Origin of the sequence: Variovorax sp. DAIF25, assembly GCF_050711835.1 — a bacterium.
Classification (GTDB): Bacteria; Pseudomonadota; Gammaproteobacteria; order Burkholderiales; family Burkholderiaceae_C; genus Variovorax.
In genome coordinates, this window is the sequence record NZ_CP136636.1 from 5,116,934 (window position 1) to 5,135,187 (window position 18,254).

Below are 18,254 nucleotides of genomic sequence, written 5' to 3' on the forward strand. Positions count from 1 at the left end.
GTCCGGCCGCCGCGGGTCGCTGACGCCTTTCTTCTTCATCGCGAACGCAACGCCCGAGAACTTTGGGCTTCCTTCGCTGAACTGCGCGTACCTTTCGTCGGCCCAGCCGGGTTTATCCCGATACGGCGCAGGCGCCGCGCCCCCAAGAATCCGCCCTCAATAAAAGCACGGACGTTCGTTTTATTAACCGGCACTCAAGGAGATGAGCATGAATGGATTTTTCGGTGGTCTGCTGCGCCGCTTGGCGCTTCCGACGGTCTTCGCCCTGCTGGGCCCCCTGAGCCTTCTCGGCCTCGCGGCCCCCGCGCAGGCGCAGGACAACGCCACGCAGACCAAGTACCCGATCGTGCTCGTGCACGGCCTGTTCGGTTTCGATTCGCTGTTCGGCGTCGACTACTGGTACGGCATTCCCTCGGCGCTGCAGCGCAGCGGCGCGCGCGTGTTCGTGGCGCAGGTGTCGGCCGCCAACAGCACCGAGGTGCGCGGCGAGCAGCTGCTCGCGCAGGTGAAGAACGTCATGGCGATCACCGGGGCCGCCAAGGTCAACCTGGTGGGCCATTCGCATGGCGGCCCGACCATCCGCTACGTGGCCGGCGTGGCGCCGCAGCTCGTGGCCTCGGTCACCTCGGTGGCCGGCCCGAACAAGGGCTCGCGCGTGGCCGACATCCTGCGCGGCACCGTGCCGGCCGGCTCGCTCAGCGAGACGGTGCTCAACGGCGCGGTGAATGCCTTCGTCGCGCTCATCAACCTCGGCTCGGGCGGCAGCGGGCTGCCGCAGATGCCGGTGGCCGCGCTCGATTCGCTGACCGCGGCCGGCTCGGCCGACTTCACGCGCCGCTTCCCGCAGGCCGTGCCCACGGGCTGCGGCGACGGCGCCGAGGTGGTCGGCGGCGTGCGCTACTACTCGTGGACCGGCAAGCAGCCCGTGACCAACCTGCTCGATCCCAGCGACGCTTCGCTCGGCCTGCTGAGCCTGAGCTTCGGCGAGACCAACGACGGCCTGGTGGCCGTGTGCTCCTCACGCCTGGGCAAGCACCTGGGCGACTACCGCCAGAACCACCTCGACGAGGTGAACCAGCTGCTCGGCGTGCGCGACTGGCTCGCACCCGATCCGGTCGCGCTGTACCGCCAGCACGCCACCCGCCTCAAGCAGATCGGCCTGTGACGCGCCGCTGGCCCCTGGTTCTGGCCGCGGCCGCGGTGGTGGCGCTCGGCGGCTGGTGGTTCGGCGCGTCGGGCCCGGCGGAAAGCGAGGCGCGCACGGGCGAGGCCGCGTCGGCCGGCCCCGCGCCGTTGCCGCAGGCACCCGCGGCCACCGCACCCGCCGCCATCGCCGACAGCTTCCTCACGCCGAACCTGCGCGACCGCATCGAGGCGCTCTTGCTCGAGGCCGGCGAGGCCGCGAGCCCCGAGGACCTCAAGCGCCGCGTCGAGGCGCTGGTGCCCGCGCACTTCGCGCCGCACGAGGCGGCGCGCGCCCGCGCGCTGCTGGGCCGCTACGTCGACTACCGCGTGGCGCTCGGCGCGCTGCAGCTGCCGGCCGACCTCGGCGACCCGCGCGCGCTGCGCGACACGGTCGAGGCGCGCCGCCGGGTGCGCGAACGGCACTTCATGCCCGACGAATACCAGGCGCTGTTCGGTGCCGACGACGACTTCGACCGCTACAGCCTCGCGCGGCTCGAGATCGAGCGCAACACCGCCCTCACGCCCGCGCAGCGCCAGGCCGCGCTCGAGGACAACGAGCGCAGCCTCGGCGAGACGCAGCGCGCCCAGCGCGCCGGGACCGTGGCCCAGCTCCAGGTGGCCTCGCAGACCGCGGCGCTCGAGGCGCGCGGCGCCAGCGACCAGGAACGCTTCGCCGAGCGCAGCGCGCAGTACGGCGCGCCGGCCGCGCAGCAGCTCGCCCAGCTCGACCGCGAGGAACGCGACTGGCAGGGGCGGCTCGCGCAGTACGCGGCGTTGCAATCGGCCAAGGCCGACGCGCAGTCGCTCGAACAGATGAAGCAGCAGCTCTTCACGCCCGAGGAACGGATGCGGCTGGAAGCGGCGCTGCAGTTGCGCGCGCAGGCGGCGGCCGCGGCGCCGTCGATGACGCCGCGCTAGGACCCGCTAGGAGGCTTCGCGCGCGACCACGAACTCGGCGCCCGGCGCCGCGCTGCGCACCGTCAGCTGCCAGCCATGCGCGAGCGCGATCTCCTGGCAGATCGCGAGCCCCAGGCCCGAGCCTTCGTCGCGCCGTCCGGCGCCGCGCCAGAAGCGCTCGAAGACTTTCGGCAGCTCGGTGGCGCTCAGCCCGGGCCCCTGGTCGCGCACCGAGATTCGCTGCTCATCGGCCACCAGCCGCACCGTCGCGTTCGGCGGCGAATGCTGGATCGCGTTCTCGAGCAGGTTCTTCAGCAGCGTGAACAGCGCGCCGCGGTCGGCGCGCCAGCCGAGCGACTCGGAGGCCACGCGCAGGTCGAGCCGCACCCGGCGCCGCTCGGCCAGCCGGGCCAGGTAGTCGCCCACCTCGTCGACCAGCGCGGCCAGGTGCACGAGGCCGATCTCGTAGTTGCGCAGCTCGGTGGCCTCGGCCAAATGCAGCAGCTGGTTCACGTGGCGGGCCATCTGGTCGACGTCGCGCAGCAGGGCCTCGCGATCGAGGCCGGCATCGCCCGCGCCATGCAGCTCGATCTGGGCGCGGATCAGCGCCAGCGGGGTCTTGAGCTCGTGCGCCACCGTGCCGAGGAAGTCCTGCTGCGCGACATAGCCGCGCTCGAGCCGGTCGAGCGCGCGGTTGAAGGCCTCGATCAGCGGCAGCATCTCGGACGGCAGCCCGCGCACCTCGAGCCGCGCATCGAGCGTGCGCGGCGTGATGCAGGCGGCGCTGTCGGATGCCGCGCGCAGCGGCCGCAACATGCGGCCGAGCGTGAAGTACATGGCGACGGCGAACACCAGCACCGAGGCCAGGCTCGCGAACAGCATGCCCTGCCCCAGCGCCGGCAGGCCGACGGCGCGCTCCATGACCTCGATGAAGCGCCGGCTGATCGCCACCTGCACGTACCAGCGCCGGCCGCCATGCTCGATGGCCTCGGTCGCGACCCGCATCGGCAGGCCGTCCGCCACCGCGTCGAAGGAGCGGCCTTCCGGCTCGAAGCTGCCGTTGTCCGCGCGCAGCGCCGCCAGGCCCTGCCCCACGGGCAGCACGACCCGGCCCGCCGCGTCGAGCACGCGCACCGAGGTCTCGCGGCCCAGGCCCGCATAGAGCCACATCGTGAGGCGGGATTCGTCCAGGCCCACCGGCTGCCCGGCCGCGTCGAAGCGCAGCGCGCGAGCGATCAGGCGCGCATGGTTGGCGATGCTCTCGTTGAACACCTGGCCGCGCAGCGCGAACGCCACGGCACCGCCCGCGGCGATCAGCACGATGCACACGAGCACGCCCGCCACGTAGGTGACCAGCAGGCGCGTGCCGAGGCTACGCGGCATCGCGAAGCGCATAGCCGTGGCCTCTCACGTTGGCGATCTGCAAGCTCGAGTCCACGGCCTGCAGCTTCCTGCGCAGCCGGTGCAGGGCCACGTCGAGCGCATTGGGCGTGACCGCTTCCGACAGGCCCCAGGCGGCCGACTCGAGCGCGCCGCGCCGCACGGTCTGCCCACCGGCGCGCACCAGGCACAGCATGATCTGCAGCTCGGCCGGCGCCAGCGTGACCGCCTCGGGGCCGCAGGCCAGCGTGCCGCTGTCGGGCTGGATCCGGATGTCGCCATGGGCCGGCGACAGGCTCTGCAGTTGCACCGGCCGGCGCAGCAGCGCGCGCACGCGCGCCACCAGCTCCTCCATCGAGAAGGGCTTGGCCAGGTAGTCGTCGGCGCCGGACTCGAGGCCATCGACGCGGTCGTGCAGAGCATCGCGCGAGGTCAGCATCAGGCACGGCGTGCGCGTGCCGGCCGCGCGCAGCCGGCGCACCAGCTCCAGGCCGTCGCCGTCGGGCAGGCCGCGGTCGACCACCAGCGCCGCATAGGCGGTGTGGCGCAATGCATGCGCGGCGCTGTCGATGCGGCCGAAGACATCGGCCTCGATGCCCGCGCCCGACAGCGCCTTGCAGACCAGCGCGGCCATGCGTTCGTGGTCTTCGATCAGCGCGATCCGGTTCATGCGCCCGAGGATGCCTCAGAAACGGTAGAGGTAGCCGGCCGACGCCGAACCCAGGCTCGAGCGATTCACCAGCGGGCTGTTCTTGATCTGCTTGCCCAGCTGGGTGGAGCCGACGTCGAGGAACACCGACTGGTGGCGGTCGATCGCATAGCCCACGCGCAGGCCGATCTCGGTGTTGACGCTCGAGCGGCCCAGGTAGAGCGGACGCCCGATGCGGACCTCCTGCGCGCGCACGCCGTAGTAGTAGTCGACGTACTTGTCGTCGACCCACACGGCCTCGAGGCGCGGCGTGAAGGTGAAGCGACCGGCGCGGAAGTCGCGCTGCACGCCCAGGCGCAGGTGCTGGCCCTTGCTCTTGCCCGAGGCATCGCCAAGCCATTCGAGCGAGACGTCGGCCAGCTCGTTGCGCCAGACGAGGCCGGCGCCGAGCCAGATGCTGCCCTTGCGCTCTTCCATGCCCGAGAGCACGGGCGCATCGTCGGGCTTGTAGCCGCCCAGGCCGTAGCGGGCGCGCAGGCCGAAGGACAGCGAGGAACGGCCGCCCAGTTCGAGCGCCGGCAGCTTGAGTTCCGCGCCGGTGCCGAACACGCGCACATGGCGGTTCTCGAAGTAGACCAGCGGCAGGCCCTGCGACTTGTTGCCGGCGTCGGTGTAGGGCTGCTGCCTGACGCCGGCCGCGATGCCCAGGCCCCAGCGGGCGCGGTCATCGGACGCGGCGGCGGAAGGCTCGGCGAGCGGCTGTTCGAGGGCCGTGTCCTGTGCCCAGGCGGGCGCGGCCCACGGGGTCAGCGACAGGCCCGCGAGCACGGGCAGGCAACGGGAGAAGGAAGAGAGCGAGGAAGCACGCGGCATGGCGAAGCCAATCGGGTTGTCAGGGAAGCCCGGATGCTCGATGGGGCAGTCTTACCGCGGTCTTACCGGCCCGCGTCCGTACGGTAAGCCCGCGGAAAGACGGGCGGGCCGAGGATGCGCGCCTCTTTCGAACCGGAGCCGCCCATGCCCATGCGTTTCTCGACCCGACTTCCTGCTGCGCGATGCAGCACGCCGCGCTGATGCCCGCGCCCTGGGTGCCCTCGCCCTGGTCCGCGCGCAAGGCACCGGCGCGCGTGCCGCCGGCCGCACCGGCGCCTCCGCCTGCGCCTAGGACTCCACGCGCGCCGCCTCGGCCGCGCGCGCCTTGCGCCCCATCACGAGGTTGATCAGCGGCCCCGTCATCGCCGTGGTCGCCAGCGCCATCACCAGCAGCATGGTGAAGAGCTCGGGGCCGATCAGGCCGACGTCGAGGCCGATCTTGATGACGATCAGCTCCATCAGCCCGCGCGCGTTCATCAGCGCGCCGGTCGCCAGGCTGTCGCGCCAGCCGTAGCCGGCCAGGCGCGCGCCGATCGCGCCGCCGGCCAGCTTGCCGATGCTGGCGACCGCGACGATCAGCAGCAGCGCGCCGATGCCCGCGCCCGAGAAGGCGCTGGCCGTGGTGCCCAGCCCCGCGAGCGCGAAGAACAGCGGCATCAGCAGCACGATCGACAGCGGCTCGATGCGCTCCTGCAGCGAGCGCAGCAGGCGGTCGTCGCGCGGCAGGCAGGCACCGAACAGGAAGGCGCCGAACACCGCATGCAGGTGCAGCCATTCGGTGAGCAGGGCCGAGACCAGCAGGCCGATCATCAGCGAGGCCAGCACCGTGGTCGACGGTTCACCGTCGGGCGCGCGGGTGCGCAGCAGCCAGGCATAGGCCGGCTTCAGGCCGAGGAACAGGAAGGCGAACAGCGCCACCGCGCCGCCGCCGGTGCGCAGCAGCCCGAGGTAGCCCTCGCCCGCGCCGGCCAGCGCCACCACGAAGGCCAGCAGCACCCAGGCGAAGACGTCGACCACCGCGGCCGCACCCAGCGAGAGCTGACCGAAGGGGGTGCGCGTCAGGCCGCGGTCCTTGAGGATGCGCGCCATCACGGGGAATGCGGTGATCGACAGCGCCGCCGCGATGAACAGCGCGAAGGGCCAGAAGCCCACGCCGGCCGGTGCCAGCGAAGGATGCAGCGCGGGCGCGATCGCCAGCCCCAGGCCCAGCGGCGCGATCACGCTGGCGATGCCGACCCAGCCGGCCGACTTGAGCTGCGCCTTCACGCCCTGCGAGGCGCGCAGCTCGAGGCCGACCACGAACATGAACAGCACCAGGCCCACGGTGGCGAGCGCCGACAGGCCGCCCAGCGACTCCTTCGCGAAGATCTGGCCATGCAGCGAGGGGAACAGCGCGCCCATGACGGCCGGCCCCAGCATCAGGCCGGCGGCCATCTCGCCGACCACGCCCGGTTGGCCGAGGTGGCGCAGCACCCATCCGCAGACGCGGGCCGTGCCGAGGATGACGATCAGTTGCAGCAGCAGCGTCGTGGCGGACATGGCCGGATGTTAAGTCCCGCCGCGCTCGGCCTCGGTCCACAGCGCGGCCATGGCGCGCAGCAGCGACTCCTCGACCACCGGCTTGAACAGCACCGGCACGCCCGACTCGCGCACGCGCTGCAGCCGCGGCGGCGCGGTCTCGCCGGTCACCAGCAGCAGCGGCAGCCGTCCGCCCTGGCTCCGGCGCAGGCGCAGCCCGGCATCGAGGCCATCGGAGCCATCGGCCAGCCGGTAGTCGCACAGCAGCAGGTCGTAGGGCCGGCCCTCGGCGCCGGCCCGCGCCAGCGCCTGCGCGGCGGCGGCCTCGTCGGCCACCGCGTGCAGGTCGATCGCGTGCTGGCGCAACAGGCCGGTCATGGCATCGCGGATGTCGGCCTCGTCGTCGACCAGCAGCACGCGGCGCGGCATCGGTTCCATGCGCGGCATCGGCGCGCGCGGCCCGAACGAAGGCCCGGGCGTGAAGGACTGGCGCCACGGCGGCGCGGCCGCGGCGGCGGGCGCGCAGGCCTCGTCGCGCGCCGGCGCGGCGGGCACCACCACGCGCACGTGCGTGCCGCGGCCCAGGCGCGAATGCACCTGCACCGGATGACCGAGCAGGCGCGACAGACGCTGCACGATCGCCAGCCCGATGCCGAGCCCGCGCGAGCGGTCGCGGCCCGGGTTGTCGATCTGGTAGAACTCCTCGAAGATCCGGCCCGACTGCTCGGGCGCGATGCCGATGCCGGTGTCGCGCACCTCGATCCACACCACCTCGCCGCGGTCGCGCGCGATCACCGTCACCCCGCCGCGCCAGGTGTACTTGAGCGCGTTGTCCATCAGGTTCGACAGCATGCGGTGCAGCAGCTGCGGATCGCTGCGCACCCACAGGCCGCTGGCGCGCACGCGCAGCTGCAGCTGGCGCTGCTCGGCCTGGGCCGAGAAGGTGTGGTTGAGCGGCAGGAACAGCGCATCGAGCGGCACCGCGTCGAGTGCCGGCGCGACCACGCCGGCATCGAGCCGCGAGACGTCGAGCATGGTGTCGAGCGAATGGCCCAGCGCATGCACCGCGCGCATCAGCCGCTCGGCGTTGCGGCCCTCGGGGCGGTTGCGCAGCTCGTTCTCGAGCGCGGCGCCGAACAGCGCGATGGCATGCAGCGGCTGGCGCAGGTCGTGGCTGGCGGTGCCGAGGAAGCGGCTCTTCTCCTGGCTCGCGCGCTCGGTGGCCACCACCTGCTCGCCCAGGCGCGCGGCCAGCACCTCGTTGCGAAAGCGCAGCCGCAGCGCCTCGTCGAGCACGCGGTGCTGGCGCGTCGCGATGCGCAAGGTGAGCACCAGGTGCACCGCGCCGAAGACCGCGAGGAACAGGTGCACGCCGTCGCCCTGCCAGGCCAGCGCGAGCACCAGCCCCGCCATCATCGGGATGCCGTAGCCGAACAAGGCGGGCTTGAGCGAGCACAGCGACTGCATCGAGCGGGTCCAGCCGCTCATGATGACCACCACCAGCAGCGTGGTCGTCACCAGGTCGTCGCGCGCCATGAAGAAGGCCGGCACCGGCGCCGCGACGAGGCTCAGCAGCGTGACCTGCGCGGCATAGCGACGCGCCCAGGTCGCGCTCATGGCATCGGGGATGCCGGCATGCCAGCGCGGCGCCAGCAGCACCGCGAGGTCGATGATGACCACCAGACCCAGCCACAGCAGCGCGAGGACCGAGCTGCGCTCGAAGGTCGCGACGCCGAGCGCGATCGCGAAGCCGATGTGGGTGGCGACCGAGACGTTGCGCGAGGCATAGAACGACGCCAGGTGCTCGCGCAGCACGCGCTGCGCGAGGGCACGGTCGAGGGGCTCGCCGTTCGGGTCGCGGGCTGCGGCGCTGGTCATCGGGACGATTCTGGGGACCGCCCCCGGCGCTCGGAAGTGCCCTAAGTCATGGGACGAACCAGCGGTCGGCCCACTGGTTGAGCGGCTTCAGCCGCCGTACCAGCTCGGCGCCCGACTCGGTCAGCGCATAGCCCGCGTCGCCCAGCGCCACGATCCCCGTGGCGCGCAGCTCCTTCAGCCGGTCGTTGAGCACCGAGGGCGACATCTCGCCGCAGCTGGTGCGCAGCGCGCGAAAGCTCTGCGGCTGGCCGTCGCGCAGCTCCCACAGCACGCGCAGGGTGCCCTTGCGGCCGAGCTGCTCGAGCAGCCGCATGACGGGACGGCGGTGCACCGCGGGGGCTTCGGCGGGATCGTTCTCTTGCATGGTTCGGCGGGCGAGTCGCGTGCGTTACTGCGCTACGCATTTCGTAGCGATAGACTGGAGCATCGCTACGGATTTCGTAGCGATTTCGAGCCATTCTATGCAAGGAGTTCCCATGACTGCAGAGACCGCGCCCCGCATCCCGCCGCTCGAGGCGCCCTACCCCGAAGGCATCGCCGAACTGCTCGCGCGCATGACGCCACCGCAGGCCCCCGAGGTGCTGGGCCTGTTCCGGGTGATGGCCGTGAATCCCCGGCTCGCCGAGCGCACGCTCGAGCTGGGCCGCCACTTCCTGGGCCGCAAGGCCTCGATCTCGCTGCGCGAGCGCGAGCTCGTGATCCTGCGCGTGTGCGCGCGCTGCGGCGCCGAGTACGAATGGGGCGTGCACTGGAGCGGCTTCGCCGACGCGGCCGGCCTCGGCGAGGCCGAGCGGCGGGCGACCGCCGAGCGCGATGCGGACCTGGGCGCGCTGCAGCCGCGCGACGCGCTGCTGCTGCGCATGGTGGACCAGCTGCACGACACGGGCGACATCGACGACGTGCTGTGGCGCGCGCTCGGCGAACACTGGAGCCATGCGCAGCTGCTCGAGCTGATGATGCTCGCGGGCTGGTACCACGCGGTGAGCTACGTCTGCAACGCGGCGCGCGTGCCGCTCGAGCGCTGGGGCGCGCGCTGGTAGCTCAGGCGGCGTTCTTCTCGGCGCGCATCAGGCGCAGCCCGTTCGCCACCACCAGCAGGCTCGCGCCCATGTCGGCGAACACGGCCATCCACATGGTCGCGCTGCCGAACACCGCGAGCACGAAGAACACGCCCTTGATGCCGAGCGCCAGCGTGATGTTCTGCCACAGCACGGTATGCGCGCGGCGCGACAGCCGGATGGTCTCGGGAATGCGGCGCAGGTCGTCGTTCATGATGACCACGTCGGCCGCCTCCATCGCGGTGTCGGTGCCGGCGCCGCCCATCGCGAAGCCGATGTCGGCCTGCGCGAGCGCGGGCGCGTCGTTGATGCCGTCGCCGGTCATGGCGGCCATGCCGTAGCGCTGCTGCATCGCCTTCACGGCATCGAGCTTCTCCTCCGGCAGCAGGTTGCCGCGCACGTCCTCGATGCCGGCATGCGCGCCGATGGTCCGGGCGGTGGCGGCGTTGTCGCCGGTCAGCATCACGGGCACCACGCCGAGCGCGCGCAGCTCGGCCACGGCCGCCTGCGACGAGGGCTTGATGGTGTCGGCCACCGCGAACAGCGCGAGCACCGCCTGCTCCGAGGCCAGCAGGGTGACCGTGCGGCCGGCTTCCTCGTGGCGCTTCAGCGCGGCCTCGATCGCGGGCGTGCACAGGCCGCGTTCCTCGATCAGTCGGTGGTTGGCCAGCGCGTAGCGTTGGCCGCCGTGCACGGCTTCCACGCCGCGGCCGGGCAGCGCCGCGAAGTCCTGCACTTCCTCGAGCGCATGGTCGACCGACTTCAGCCCCTCGGCGATGGCCCTGGACACCGGGTGGTCGGAACGCCCCGCGATGCTGGCCGCGATGGCGAGCACGGCCGCGTCGCCGCCGGCCGTGGCGCCGAGCACCTCGGACTCGACCAGCCTGGGCTTGCCCTCGGTGATGGTGCCGGTCTTGTCGAGCGCCACCGCCTTGAGCTTGCGCGCCTCCTCGAGGTAGGTGCCGCCCTTGATCAGGATGCCGCGCCGCGCGGCCGAGGCCAGCGCGCTCACCACCGTCACCGGCGTGGAGATCACCAGCGCGCAGGGGCAGGCGATGACCAGCAGCACCAGCGCCTTGTAGATCGCCTCGAGCCAGGTCCAGCCCATGGCCCAGGGCGTGAACAGCGCGATGGCCAGCGCGATCGCGAACACGGCCGGCGTGTAGATCGCGGCGAAGCGGTCGACGAAGCGCTGCGTGGGCGCGCGCGTGCCCTGCGCCTCCTCCACCGCGTGGATGATGCGCGCCAGCGTGGTGTTGGCGGCCACCGCGGTGACGCGGAACTCGAGCCCCGCGGTCTGGTTGATGGTGCCGGCGAAGACGGTGTCGCCCACGGTCTTGTCGACCGGGATGCTCTCGCCCGTGACCGGCGCCTGGTCGATCGCGCTGCTGCCGGCCGTGACCACGCCGTCGAGCGCCACGCGCTCGCCGGGGCGGATGCGCACCACCGCGCCCAGCGGCACCTCGCTCGCGGCCACGGTCTGCCAGCCACCGTCGGGCTGGCGCACCTCGGCCTGTTCGGGCGCCAGCGCCAGCAGGCTCTGGATCGCGTTGCGCGCGCGGTCCACGGCGCGTGCCTCGATCAACTCGGCGATCGCATAGAGCGCCATCACCATCGCGGCCTCGGGCCACTGGCCGATGAAGAAGGCGCCGGTCACGGCCACCGCCATCAGCGCATTGATGTTGAGGCGGCCGCGCACCAGCGCCGAGAAGCCCTTCTTGTAGGTATCGAGGCCCGCGAGCGCGATGGCCGCGAGCGCGAGCCCCATCTCGAAGACCATGAAGCCCCGGCCCTCGAGCGCGAGGAAGGAGACGGACTCGGCGCCGACGGCGAGCACCAGCGCCGCGACCAGGCGCGCGAGGCCGGCGCTCTTCCAGCCCGCGGGCTCGATGGCGCGCGCCGCGCCCGGCGCGGGCGCGGCCACCGGCTCGGGCTTGAAGCCGGCCTTGCGGATCGCCGCCAGGGCCTCGGCCAGCGCCGCTGCGTCGGCCGTGATCGCCATCGTGCGTTCGCCGAGCCGGAAGCGCAGCGCGCCGATGCCGGCCACGGGCTCGAGCGCGCGGCGGATCTCGGACTCCTCGACCGCGCAGTCCATGGTGGGAATGCGGAACAGCGTCGCGCCCTTGGGCAGGTCGGCCGGTTCCGGCGCCGACACGAAGGCCGACACCGAGGCCGAGCCGCAGCCCGTGTGGCTGCAGCAGGCGTCGTGCGCGGGCGGCGCGGCCGCGGGCGCATGGCCGTGATCGTGCGCGTGGCCATGGTCGTGGCCGTGCGCGTCGGCGGGCGCCGTGCCCCCCCGAATATCCCTGTCGAGCGTGTTCTGGTTCGTCATGGGCTCGATTGAAAACCCTGAAGCAGGTGTAGAGTCAAACGCAGTTCCCCCACCCGCTGGCGGGGCTTCGCCGGCCACCACGGCCCGCCCCGCCCGCCAGCCTTCCATCTGCCGCATCATGAAAATCGGTGATCTGGCCAAGGCCGCGAACACGCCCGTCGAGACCATCCGCTACTACGAGCGCGAAGGCCTGCTGCCCGCGCCCGCGCGCACCGAGGGCAACTACCGCATCTACGGCGAGGACCATGCGCAGCGCCTGGGCTTCGTGCGCCGCTGCCGCTCGCTCGACATGACGCTCGACGAGATCCGCAGCCTGCTGAAATTCCGCGATGCGCCGCAGGAGGACTGCGGCGAGGTCAACCAGCTGCTCGACGACCACATCGGCCACGTGGCGGCACGCATCGCCGAGCTGCGCACGCTCGAGAAGCAGTTGAAGGCGCTGCGCCAGCAATGCGGCGGCGCCGATTCGGCCCAGCCCTGCGGGATCATCCAGGAGCTCGACGCGGTCGCGCTCGAGCCCGAGGGCTTCGGCCAGCACGCGGGCCACGTGCACGGCGCGCTGCACGCGCCCGCGCGGCGCTAGCGCTCGCGCGCGAAGCCTCCGAAGAACGCGGCCGCGTTCCGTTCGAGGCTGTCGAGGTGGTAGCCGCCTTCCTGCACGATCAGGGTCGGCAGCTTCAACCCGCCGATCGCCTCGCCGAGGCGGGCGAAGCCCGGCGTGGTCACCGCGACGCGCGACTGCGGGTCCTCGTGGTAGATGTCGAAGCCCAGCGCCAGCACCAGCGCATCGGGCTGGTAGCGCCGCAGCGCGCGGGCCGCCGCGTCGAGCCGGTCGAAGAACAGCGCCTCGCTGGCGCCATGGGGCATCGGCAGGTTGAGGTTGAAGCCCAGGCCGGCACCGGCGCCGCACTCGTCCTCGTGGCCCGCGACCACCGGGTAGAAGTTGGTCGGGTCGCCATGGATCGAGACGTACAGCACGTCGGCGCGCTCGTAGAAGATCTCCTGCACGCCCTGGCCGTGGTGCATGTCGGTGTCGAGCACCGCCACGCGCGCATGCTGCGCGCGCAGCGCCTGCGCCGCGATGGCCGCGTTGTTCAGGTAGCAGAAGCCGCCGGCGCCCTCGGCGCGCGCATGGTGGCCGGGCGGACGGCACAGCGCATAGGCCTCGCGTTCGCCCGCCAGCAGCGCCTGCGCGCCGGCCAGCGCCGACTGCGCGGACCCGTAGGCCGAGCGCCAGGTCTGCGCGCCCACCGGGCAGCTGCCGTCGGTCAGGTAGCGCGCGGCCTGCGCGAGCACGCCGCGCAGCGCGTTGCCTTCGCGCACGTAGATGTTCGACATCACCTCGTCGCCCCAGTCGGGGCCCGCGGCGCGCCACTCGGCATGGGCCTCCTCGAGGAAGCGCAGGTAGTTCATGCCGTGCACGGCCGCGAGCGGCGCGGCGCCGTGGTCGGCGGGCTCGCGCACCTCGAAGCCCAGCGCGCGCGCGGCGCGCAGCAGCCGCAGCGCGCGCTCGGGCACCTCCTGCGGCGTGCGCATGCGGCCGCGCGAGAGGTAGCTCTGCGGATGGTGCTTCAGTTGCTCGGGATGGAAATAGGTCAGCATCGGAATCGGATCGGTGTCGTTGCAGGATCAGTGCTCGGGCGCGCCGGCATCGGCGCGGCGGTGCTTGAGCGCGTCGAGCGCCATCACGCAGAGCAGCGACACGCCGGCCAGGCCCGTGAAGAAGACGGCCAGCGGCCACCACTGGCCGACGAAGCGGTGCGCCAGGTAGGTGCCCACCAGCGGCGTCAGGCCGCCCGCGATCGCGCCGCAGACGTGGTAGCCGATCGAGATCGCCGAGTAGCGCACGCGCGTCGGGAACACGCCGCTCACGAAGCCCGCGATCACCGAATAGAAGCTCGACAGGCAGACCACCGCGAGCGCGATGCCCAGCACCATCGACGGCACGCTGGCGCCCTGCACCAGCAGGAACATCGGGTAGGGCGAGAGCATCGCGAGGAAGGCGCTGAGCTTGAGGAAGCGCGCGCCGCCGATCTTCTCGGCCAGCAGCGCGGCCAGCGGCTGCGCCACGAACTGGATGATCGCGACCAGGAACAGGCAGTCGAGGATCACCGACTTCGTCACGCCCAGGTAGGTGGTCGTGTAGGCGATCATGAAGGTGTTGGTGAAGTACACGCCGGCCACGCCGAGCGTGTTGGCGCCGATGCACAGCGCCACCAGCAGCCCCGAGGACCGGAACACCTCGGCGATCGGCAGCTTCACCGTGAGCCGCGAGCGCTTCTCCTGCTCGAACTCGGGCGACTCGTGCACGCCGAGGCGGATGCAGGCGCCCACCAGCAGCAGCACGGCGCTGGCCAGGAACGGCAGGCGCCAGCCCCACGAGAGGAAGTCGGCCGGGTCCATGGTCGAGACCAGGCGGAACGCGACCAGCGACAGGATCAGCCCGGCCGGGCTGCCGAGCTGCGCGAACGACGCGAAGAAGGTGCGGCGGCCCTTGGGCGCGTGTTCGCCGGCCATCAGCACCGCCCCGCCCCATTCGCCGCCGACCGCGATGCCCTGCACGACGCGCAGCACGATCAGCAGCACCGGCGCCAGCACGCCGATCTGGCCGTAGGTGGGCAGCAGGCCGATGCAGACGGTGGCGATGCCCATCATCACGATGGTGGCCATCAGCGCCTTCTTGCGGCCGATCCGGTCGCCGATGTGGCCGAACACCACCGCGCCCAGCGGCCGCGCGAAGAAGCCGACGGCGAAGGTGCCGAACGAGGCCATCGTGCTCAGGAACGGGTCCTGCGAGGGGAAGTACAGCGCGCCGAAGACCAGCGCGGCGGCCGTGGCGTAGATGTAGAAGTCGTACCACTCGATCATGGTTCCGACGAAGGCCGCGGCCGCCGCGCGGGCGGGTTGGCGGACCGGGGCGGCGGACGGCATCGAGGCCGCCGGGTTGGCTGTGTTCAAGGTGTCTCCTCCGGGTGCCGCGGCGAAGGCCGCAGGCGAGCCCGGACTATCGTCAGCGCCCAAATATCAGTCAAATTTCTGTTTTTTATTTTTTACATAAGTTGAGCTAATCTTGAAGGCGGAGAACCACCGCCCATGACCTCGCCCAACCTCGACAAGGCCCGCTTCCTCAACGACCGGCTCGACTGGAACCTGCTGCGCACCTTCCTCGTGATCGTGCAGGAGCGCGGCGTGAGCCGGGCCGCCGCGCGCCTGCACGTCACGCAGCCCGCGGTGAGCCAGGCGCTCAAGCGGCTCGAGGGAGTCGCTGGATTGCCGCCTGATCCAGCGCCACGGCGCGCGCTTCGAGCCCACGCGCGCGGGCGAGGAGGTGTTCCGCATCGCGAGCGACATCTACGGCCACGTGTCGCGGCTGGAGAGCGAGCTCGACGAGCGGCGCGACGAGGTCGCGGGCTCGGTGCGGCTGCTGTCGCTCAGCCGCATGCAGTCGGCCGTCTACGACCAGTTCCTGGCCGACTTCCACCAGACCTATCCGCGCATCGAGCTGCAGATCGAGGTCATGCGCTCCTCGGACATCATCTCCTCGCTGCTGCAGAAGACCGCGACCGTCGGCCTGGGGCTGTGCCGCGCGCCCGACGAGCGGCTGGACCTGCGCTGCTTCATGCGCCAGCGCTATGCGATCTTCTGCGGCCGCCACCACCGGCTGTTCGGCCGCCACGGGCTGACGACGAACGACCTGCTGGCCGAGAACTTCGTCTCCTTCACCAGCGACCAGCTCGGCGACAGCCTCTCGCCGCTCACGGTGTTCCGCGACACGCGCGGCTTCACGGGCCGCATCGTGGCCGCCTCGTCGAGCCTGGACGAGGTGCGGCGCATGATCTTCGCGGGCTTCGGCATCGGCTGCCTGCCCGAGCACATCGTGCGCGAGGACCTGGCGCAGCAGCGCCTGTGGCGCCTGCCGCCCGACGAGGGCGTGACCGACGTCGACATCCAGCTGATGTGGCTGCGCGCACGCAAGATGAACGCCGCGGAGCAGGCCTTCCTCGAGGCCATGGAGCGCACGATGCAGCGCTACTCGCTGACCGAGCGGCTGAGCATGGTGCCGGGCTGAAGGCCCGGCCCGGCCTTCATTCGCAGAGATCGATCCAGCGCTGGAGCCGGCCCGCCACGCGCGCGGTGTTGAGCCGGGCGACCGAGCCTTCCATGTCCTCGCCGCCCTCGACCTGGCACAGCAGCACCACCTCTTCGCGTGCGGCACCGGTGCCGAAGAATCCCTCGCCATCGAGCTGTGCCATCGCGGCGATGCAGGCCTCGAAGAGGCCGTCGTGCAGCACGTCGAACTCGACGCCGCAGGGCAGGTCCTCCCGGTGGCAGGCCAGGAGCATGCGGTAGGCGATGTCGAGGAACTCGCCGCCGTCGCCGTGGGACCACTCGCCGGAGCTCCAGATCTCGCTCTCGTCCTCCATCTCGCCCGGTTCGCCCAGGGCGAGGTCGCTGGCGGCGTGGACGATGGTCATCGCGCTCTCGTCGCTGCCCAGCGCGAAAAGCCGGAAGGTCCGCTCGGGCTCGGCCGCGCGGATGGCCTCGAAGGCGCGGCGGGCGCCCTCGCGGATCTCGGCCGTGAGCAGCGCGAAGTCGACGCGGGCGGGGTCGTGGATGCCTTGGCGCACCCGCACGTAGCCCTGGGCCTCGATCTCGCGGCTGCGCTGCGCCAGGGCCTCCATCGCGGCCTGGGGACTGGCGAATTCGGCGACGCTGGAGCGCCCCCAGGTCTGCACCTTGCCGCTCGCGGCCCACAGCGAGTTGCCGAACTGCCGCAACTCGTGGAAGTCGGTGGGCCGCTCGTTCTCGAAACGATGGAACAGCGCCCAGCTCACGTCACTTCCCCACCAGCTGCGTGAGCTTCTCGGCCTCGAAGCACTCGTCGCGCGCCGCGTCGCCGGGCACGCAATCCTTGGTGCCGGGATGGGCCGAGAGCTTCTCGATCGCCTGCCACAGCAGCGCGATCTGGTGCTCCTGGCTCGAGGCGTTGTCGATCAGGCCGCGCATCGCCTGGCTCAGCGGGTCGTCGTCCTGCGTGATGCCGTAGGCGCTGAATTTCTGCGGCACGGTCACGTCGGCGCTCTCGCCGGCCTTCGAGGGGATGATGCGCGCCGGGATGCCGACCGCGGTCGCGCCGGCCGGCACCGGCTTGATGACCACCGCGTTGCTGCCGATCTTGGCGCCGTCGCCCACCACGAAGCCACCCAGCACCTTGGCGCCGGCGCTCACCACCACGTTGCGGCCCAGGGTCGGATGGCGCTTGGTGCCCTTGTAGAGCGAGGTGCCGCCCAGGGTCACGCCCTGGTAGATGGTGCAGCCGTCGCCGACCTCGGCGGTCTCGCCGATCACCACGCCCATGGCGTGGTCGAAGAACACCTCGCGGCCGATCTTGGCGGCCGGGTGGATCTCGATGCCGGTGAGCCAGCGCGCCATGTGCGCGATGAAGCGCGCGGGCCACTTGAAGCCATGGTTCCAACAGGCATGCGCCCAGCGATGCAGCACCACGGCATGCAGGCCCGGATAGACCGTGAGCACCTCCCAGGCGCTGCGCGCGGCCGGGTCGCGTTCGAGGATGCACCGGATGTCGGCGCGCAGGCGAGAGAACATCGCTGCCTTCGGATATTTTGGTTATGACGATGGGGGCCGCGCAGTCTATAGCCGGCCCTCATCGCGTACGGGCGATGGGGTTTTAGGCCCGCTCAGCGCCGGATCTTGCCGGCCGCGGCCTCGCTCATCGCCTTGGCGATGCCGCGCAGGATGTGGATCTCCTCGGCCGTGGGCTGGGCCCGGTTGAACAGCTGCTGCAGCCGCGGCATCAGCTTCTTGGGCGCCTCTGGATCGAGGAAGCCCACCTCCACCAGCGAGCGCTCCCAGTGCTCGAGCATGCCGGCCACGGCCTGGGCATCGGCGGCCGGCGGCGGCGCGACCGCGTCGCGCACCTCGAAGCCGCCGAGCGCGAGCCGCCATTCGTAGGCGATCACCTGGATCGCGGCGCCGAGGTTGAGCGAGCCGAAGTTCGGGTCGGTGGGAATGCTCAGGGCGACGTGGCAGCGGTAGACGTCCTCGTTGCGCATGCCGAAGCGCTCGGAGCCGAACAGGAAGGCCACGTGCGCCTCGCCCTGCGCGGCCAGCGCTCCGAGGTGCTCGCGCGGCGTGCGCGTGGGCGGGCCGAAGTCGCGCGGCACCATCGCGGTGGCGCACAGGTGGGTCACGCCGTCGAGGGCCTCGTCGAGGGTCTCGACGATGCGCGCGTTGGCCAGCACGTCGAGCGCGCCGCTCGCGCGCTGGATGGTTTCCTCGCGCCGCAGCACGTTGGCCCAGCGCGGCGCCACCAGCACGAGTTCGCCGAAACCCATGGTCTTCATGGCGCGGGCGGCGGCGCCCACGTTGCCGGCGTGGCTGGTCTGGATCAGGATGAAACGGGTGCGCATGAAAAGGGGTGGGGAGACAGGGACCGGCCGAGCCGTTAAAATCCCCCGATTCT

At 71.8% G+C, this 18,254-nt stretch carries 16 protein-coding genes and 1 pseudogene; 5 read left to right on the top strand and 12 right to left on the bottom strand.

Features of this window, described 5'->3' with window-relative positions:
• Positions 1–208: 208 nt before the first annotated feature.
• Together R0232_RS23555 and R0232_RS23560 are read left to right on the top strand one after the other, a co-directional pair.
• A complete protein-coding gene (locus tag R0232_RS23555; protein WP_431509593.1) occupies positions 209–1,165 on the top strand; it encodes an esterase/lipase family protein in 957 nt (318 codons plus the stop codon).
• Positions 1,162–2,103 carry a lipase secretion chaperone gene (locus R0232_RS23560; protein WP_431509594.1) on the top strand — a complete coding sequence of 314 codons (942 nt, stop codon included), beginning with the start codon at positions 1,162–1,164 and terminating at the stop codon, positions 2,101–2,103. The genes R0232_RS23555 and R0232_RS23560 overlap by 4 nt, the downstream gene beginning before the upstream one ends.
• Positions 2,104–2,109: 6 nt before the next feature.
• Here the strand turns inward: R0232_RS23560 and R0232_RS23565 are convergent, their stop codons facing one another.
• The 6 genes from R0232_RS23565 to R0232_RS23590 form a co-directional block, all read right to left on the bottom strand.
• On the bottom strand, positions 2,110–3,465 hold the full coding sequence (locus tag R0232_RS23565; protein ID WP_431509595.1) for a HAMP domain-containing sensor histidine kinase: 1,356 nt from the start codon (positions 3,463–3,465) through the stop codon (positions 2,110–2,112).
• The gene (locus R0232_RS23570) at positions 3,455–4,132 is read right to left on the bottom strand and encodes a response regulator transcription factor (RefSeq protein WP_431509596.1); all 678 of its coding nucleotides are present in this window, start codon (positions 4,130–4,132) and stop codon (positions 3,455–3,457) included. Before R0232_RS23570 ends, R0232_RS23565 begins: the two co-directional genes overlap by 11 nt.
• A 15-nt stretch (positions 4,133–4,147) precedes the next feature.
• The gene (locus tag R0232_RS23575; RefSeq protein WP_431509597.1) at positions 4,148–4,984 is read right to left on the bottom strand and encodes a MipA/OmpV family protein; all 837 of its coding nucleotides are present in this window, start codon (positions 4,982–4,984) and stop codon (positions 4,148–4,150) included.
• Between the two features lie 288 nt (positions 4,985–5,272).
• Complete coding sequence (locus tag R0232_RS23580; RefSeq protein ID WP_398492109.1) at positions 5,273–6,523, bottom strand: cation:proton antiporter; 1,251 nt, start codon at positions 6,521–6,523, stop codon at positions 5,273–5,275.
• A gap of 9 nt (positions 6,524–6,532) precedes the next feature.
• The gene (locus tag R0232_RS23585; protein ID WP_431509598.1) at positions 6,533–8,380 is read right to left on the bottom strand and encodes an ATP-binding response regulator; all 1,848 of its coding nucleotides are present in this window, start codon (positions 8,378–8,380) and stop codon (positions 6,533–6,535) included.
• Between the two features lie 46 nt (positions 8,381–8,426).
• Positions 8,427–8,744 carry a winged helix-turn-helix transcriptional regulator gene (locus R0232_RS23590; protein WP_208508752.1) on the bottom strand — a complete coding sequence of 106 codons (318 nt, stop codon included), beginning with the start codon at positions 8,742–8,744 and terminating at the stop codon, positions 8,427–8,429.
• A 112-nt stretch (positions 8,745–8,856) separates the two neighbouring features.
• Here R0232_RS23590 and R0232_RS23595 point away from each other — a divergent pair, with 112 nt between their 5' ends.
• The gene (locus R0232_RS23595; protein WP_431509599.1) at positions 8,857–9,420 is read left to right on the top strand and encodes a carboxymuconolactone decarboxylase family protein; all 564 of its coding nucleotides are present in this window, start codon (positions 8,857–8,859) and stop codon (positions 9,418–9,420) included.
• Between the two features lies 1 nt (position 9,421).
• On the opposite strand, the gene R0232_RS23600 is transcribed toward R0232_RS23595, so the two are convergent.
• Positions 9,422–11,770 (bottom strand): heavy metal translocating P-type ATPase, encoded by a 2,349-nt coding sequence (locus tag R0232_RS23600; protein WP_431509600.1) that lies wholly within the window; start codon positions 11,768–11,770, stop codon positions 9,422–9,424.
• Between the two features lie 118 nt (positions 11,771–11,888).
• On the opposite strand from R0232_RS23600, the gene cadR reads away from it, so the two are divergent.
• On the top strand, positions 11,889–12,353 hold the full coding sequence (cadR, locus tag R0232_RS23605) for a Cd(II)/Pb(II)-responsive transcriptional regulator (protein ID WP_093339498.1): 465 nt from the start codon (positions 11,889–11,891) through the stop codon (positions 12,351–12,353).
• On the opposite strand, the gene R0232_RS23610 is transcribed toward cadR, so the two are convergent.
• Together R0232_RS23610 and R0232_RS23615 are read right to left on the bottom strand one after the other, a co-directional pair.
• Positions 12,350–13,372, bottom strand: a complete 1,023-nt coding sequence (locus tag R0232_RS23610) for a histone deacetylase family protein (protein WP_431509601.1) — start codon at positions 13,370–13,372, stop codon at positions 12,350–12,352. The two genes, cadR and R0232_RS23610, sit on opposite strands and share 4 nt — an antisense overlap.
• Before the next feature lie 27 nt (positions 13,373–13,399).
• On the bottom strand, positions 13,400–14,701 hold the full coding sequence (locus R0232_RS23615; protein WP_093341179.1) for an MFS transporter: 1,302 nt from the start codon (positions 14,699–14,701) through the stop codon (positions 13,400–13,402).
• Between the two features lie 162 nt (positions 14,702–14,863).
• On the opposite strand from R0232_RS23615, the pseudogene R0232_RS23620 reads away from it, so the two are divergent.
• Positions 14,864–15,839 (top strand): annotated as a pseudogene (locus R0232_RS23620) (LysR family transcriptional regulator).
• Between the two features lie 16 nt (positions 15,840–15,855).
• Here R0232_RS23620 and R0232_RS23625 read toward each other — a convergent pair.
• From R0232_RS23625 to R0232_RS23635, 3 genes are all read right to left on the bottom strand, one after another.
• Positions 15,856–16,605: a DUF4303 domain-containing protein gene (locus tag R0232_RS23625; RefSeq protein WP_431509602.1), complete on the bottom strand. Its 750-nt coding sequence runs from the start codon at positions 16,603–16,605 to the stop codon at positions 15,856–15,858.
• Between the two features lies 1 nt (position 16,606).
• Positions 16,607–17,377, bottom strand: coding sequence for a serine O-acetyltransferase (gene cysE, locus R0232_RS23630; protein WP_093339507.1), 771 nt, complete (start codon positions 17,375–17,377; stop codon positions 16,607–16,609).
• Positions 17,378–17,469: 92 nt separating this feature from the next.
• Positions 17,470–18,201, bottom strand: coding sequence for an RNA methyltransferase (locus R0232_RS23635; protein ID WP_431509603.1), 732 nt, complete (start codon positions 18,199–18,201; stop codon positions 17,470–17,472).
• Positions 18,202–18,254 lie beyond the last annotated feature (53 nt).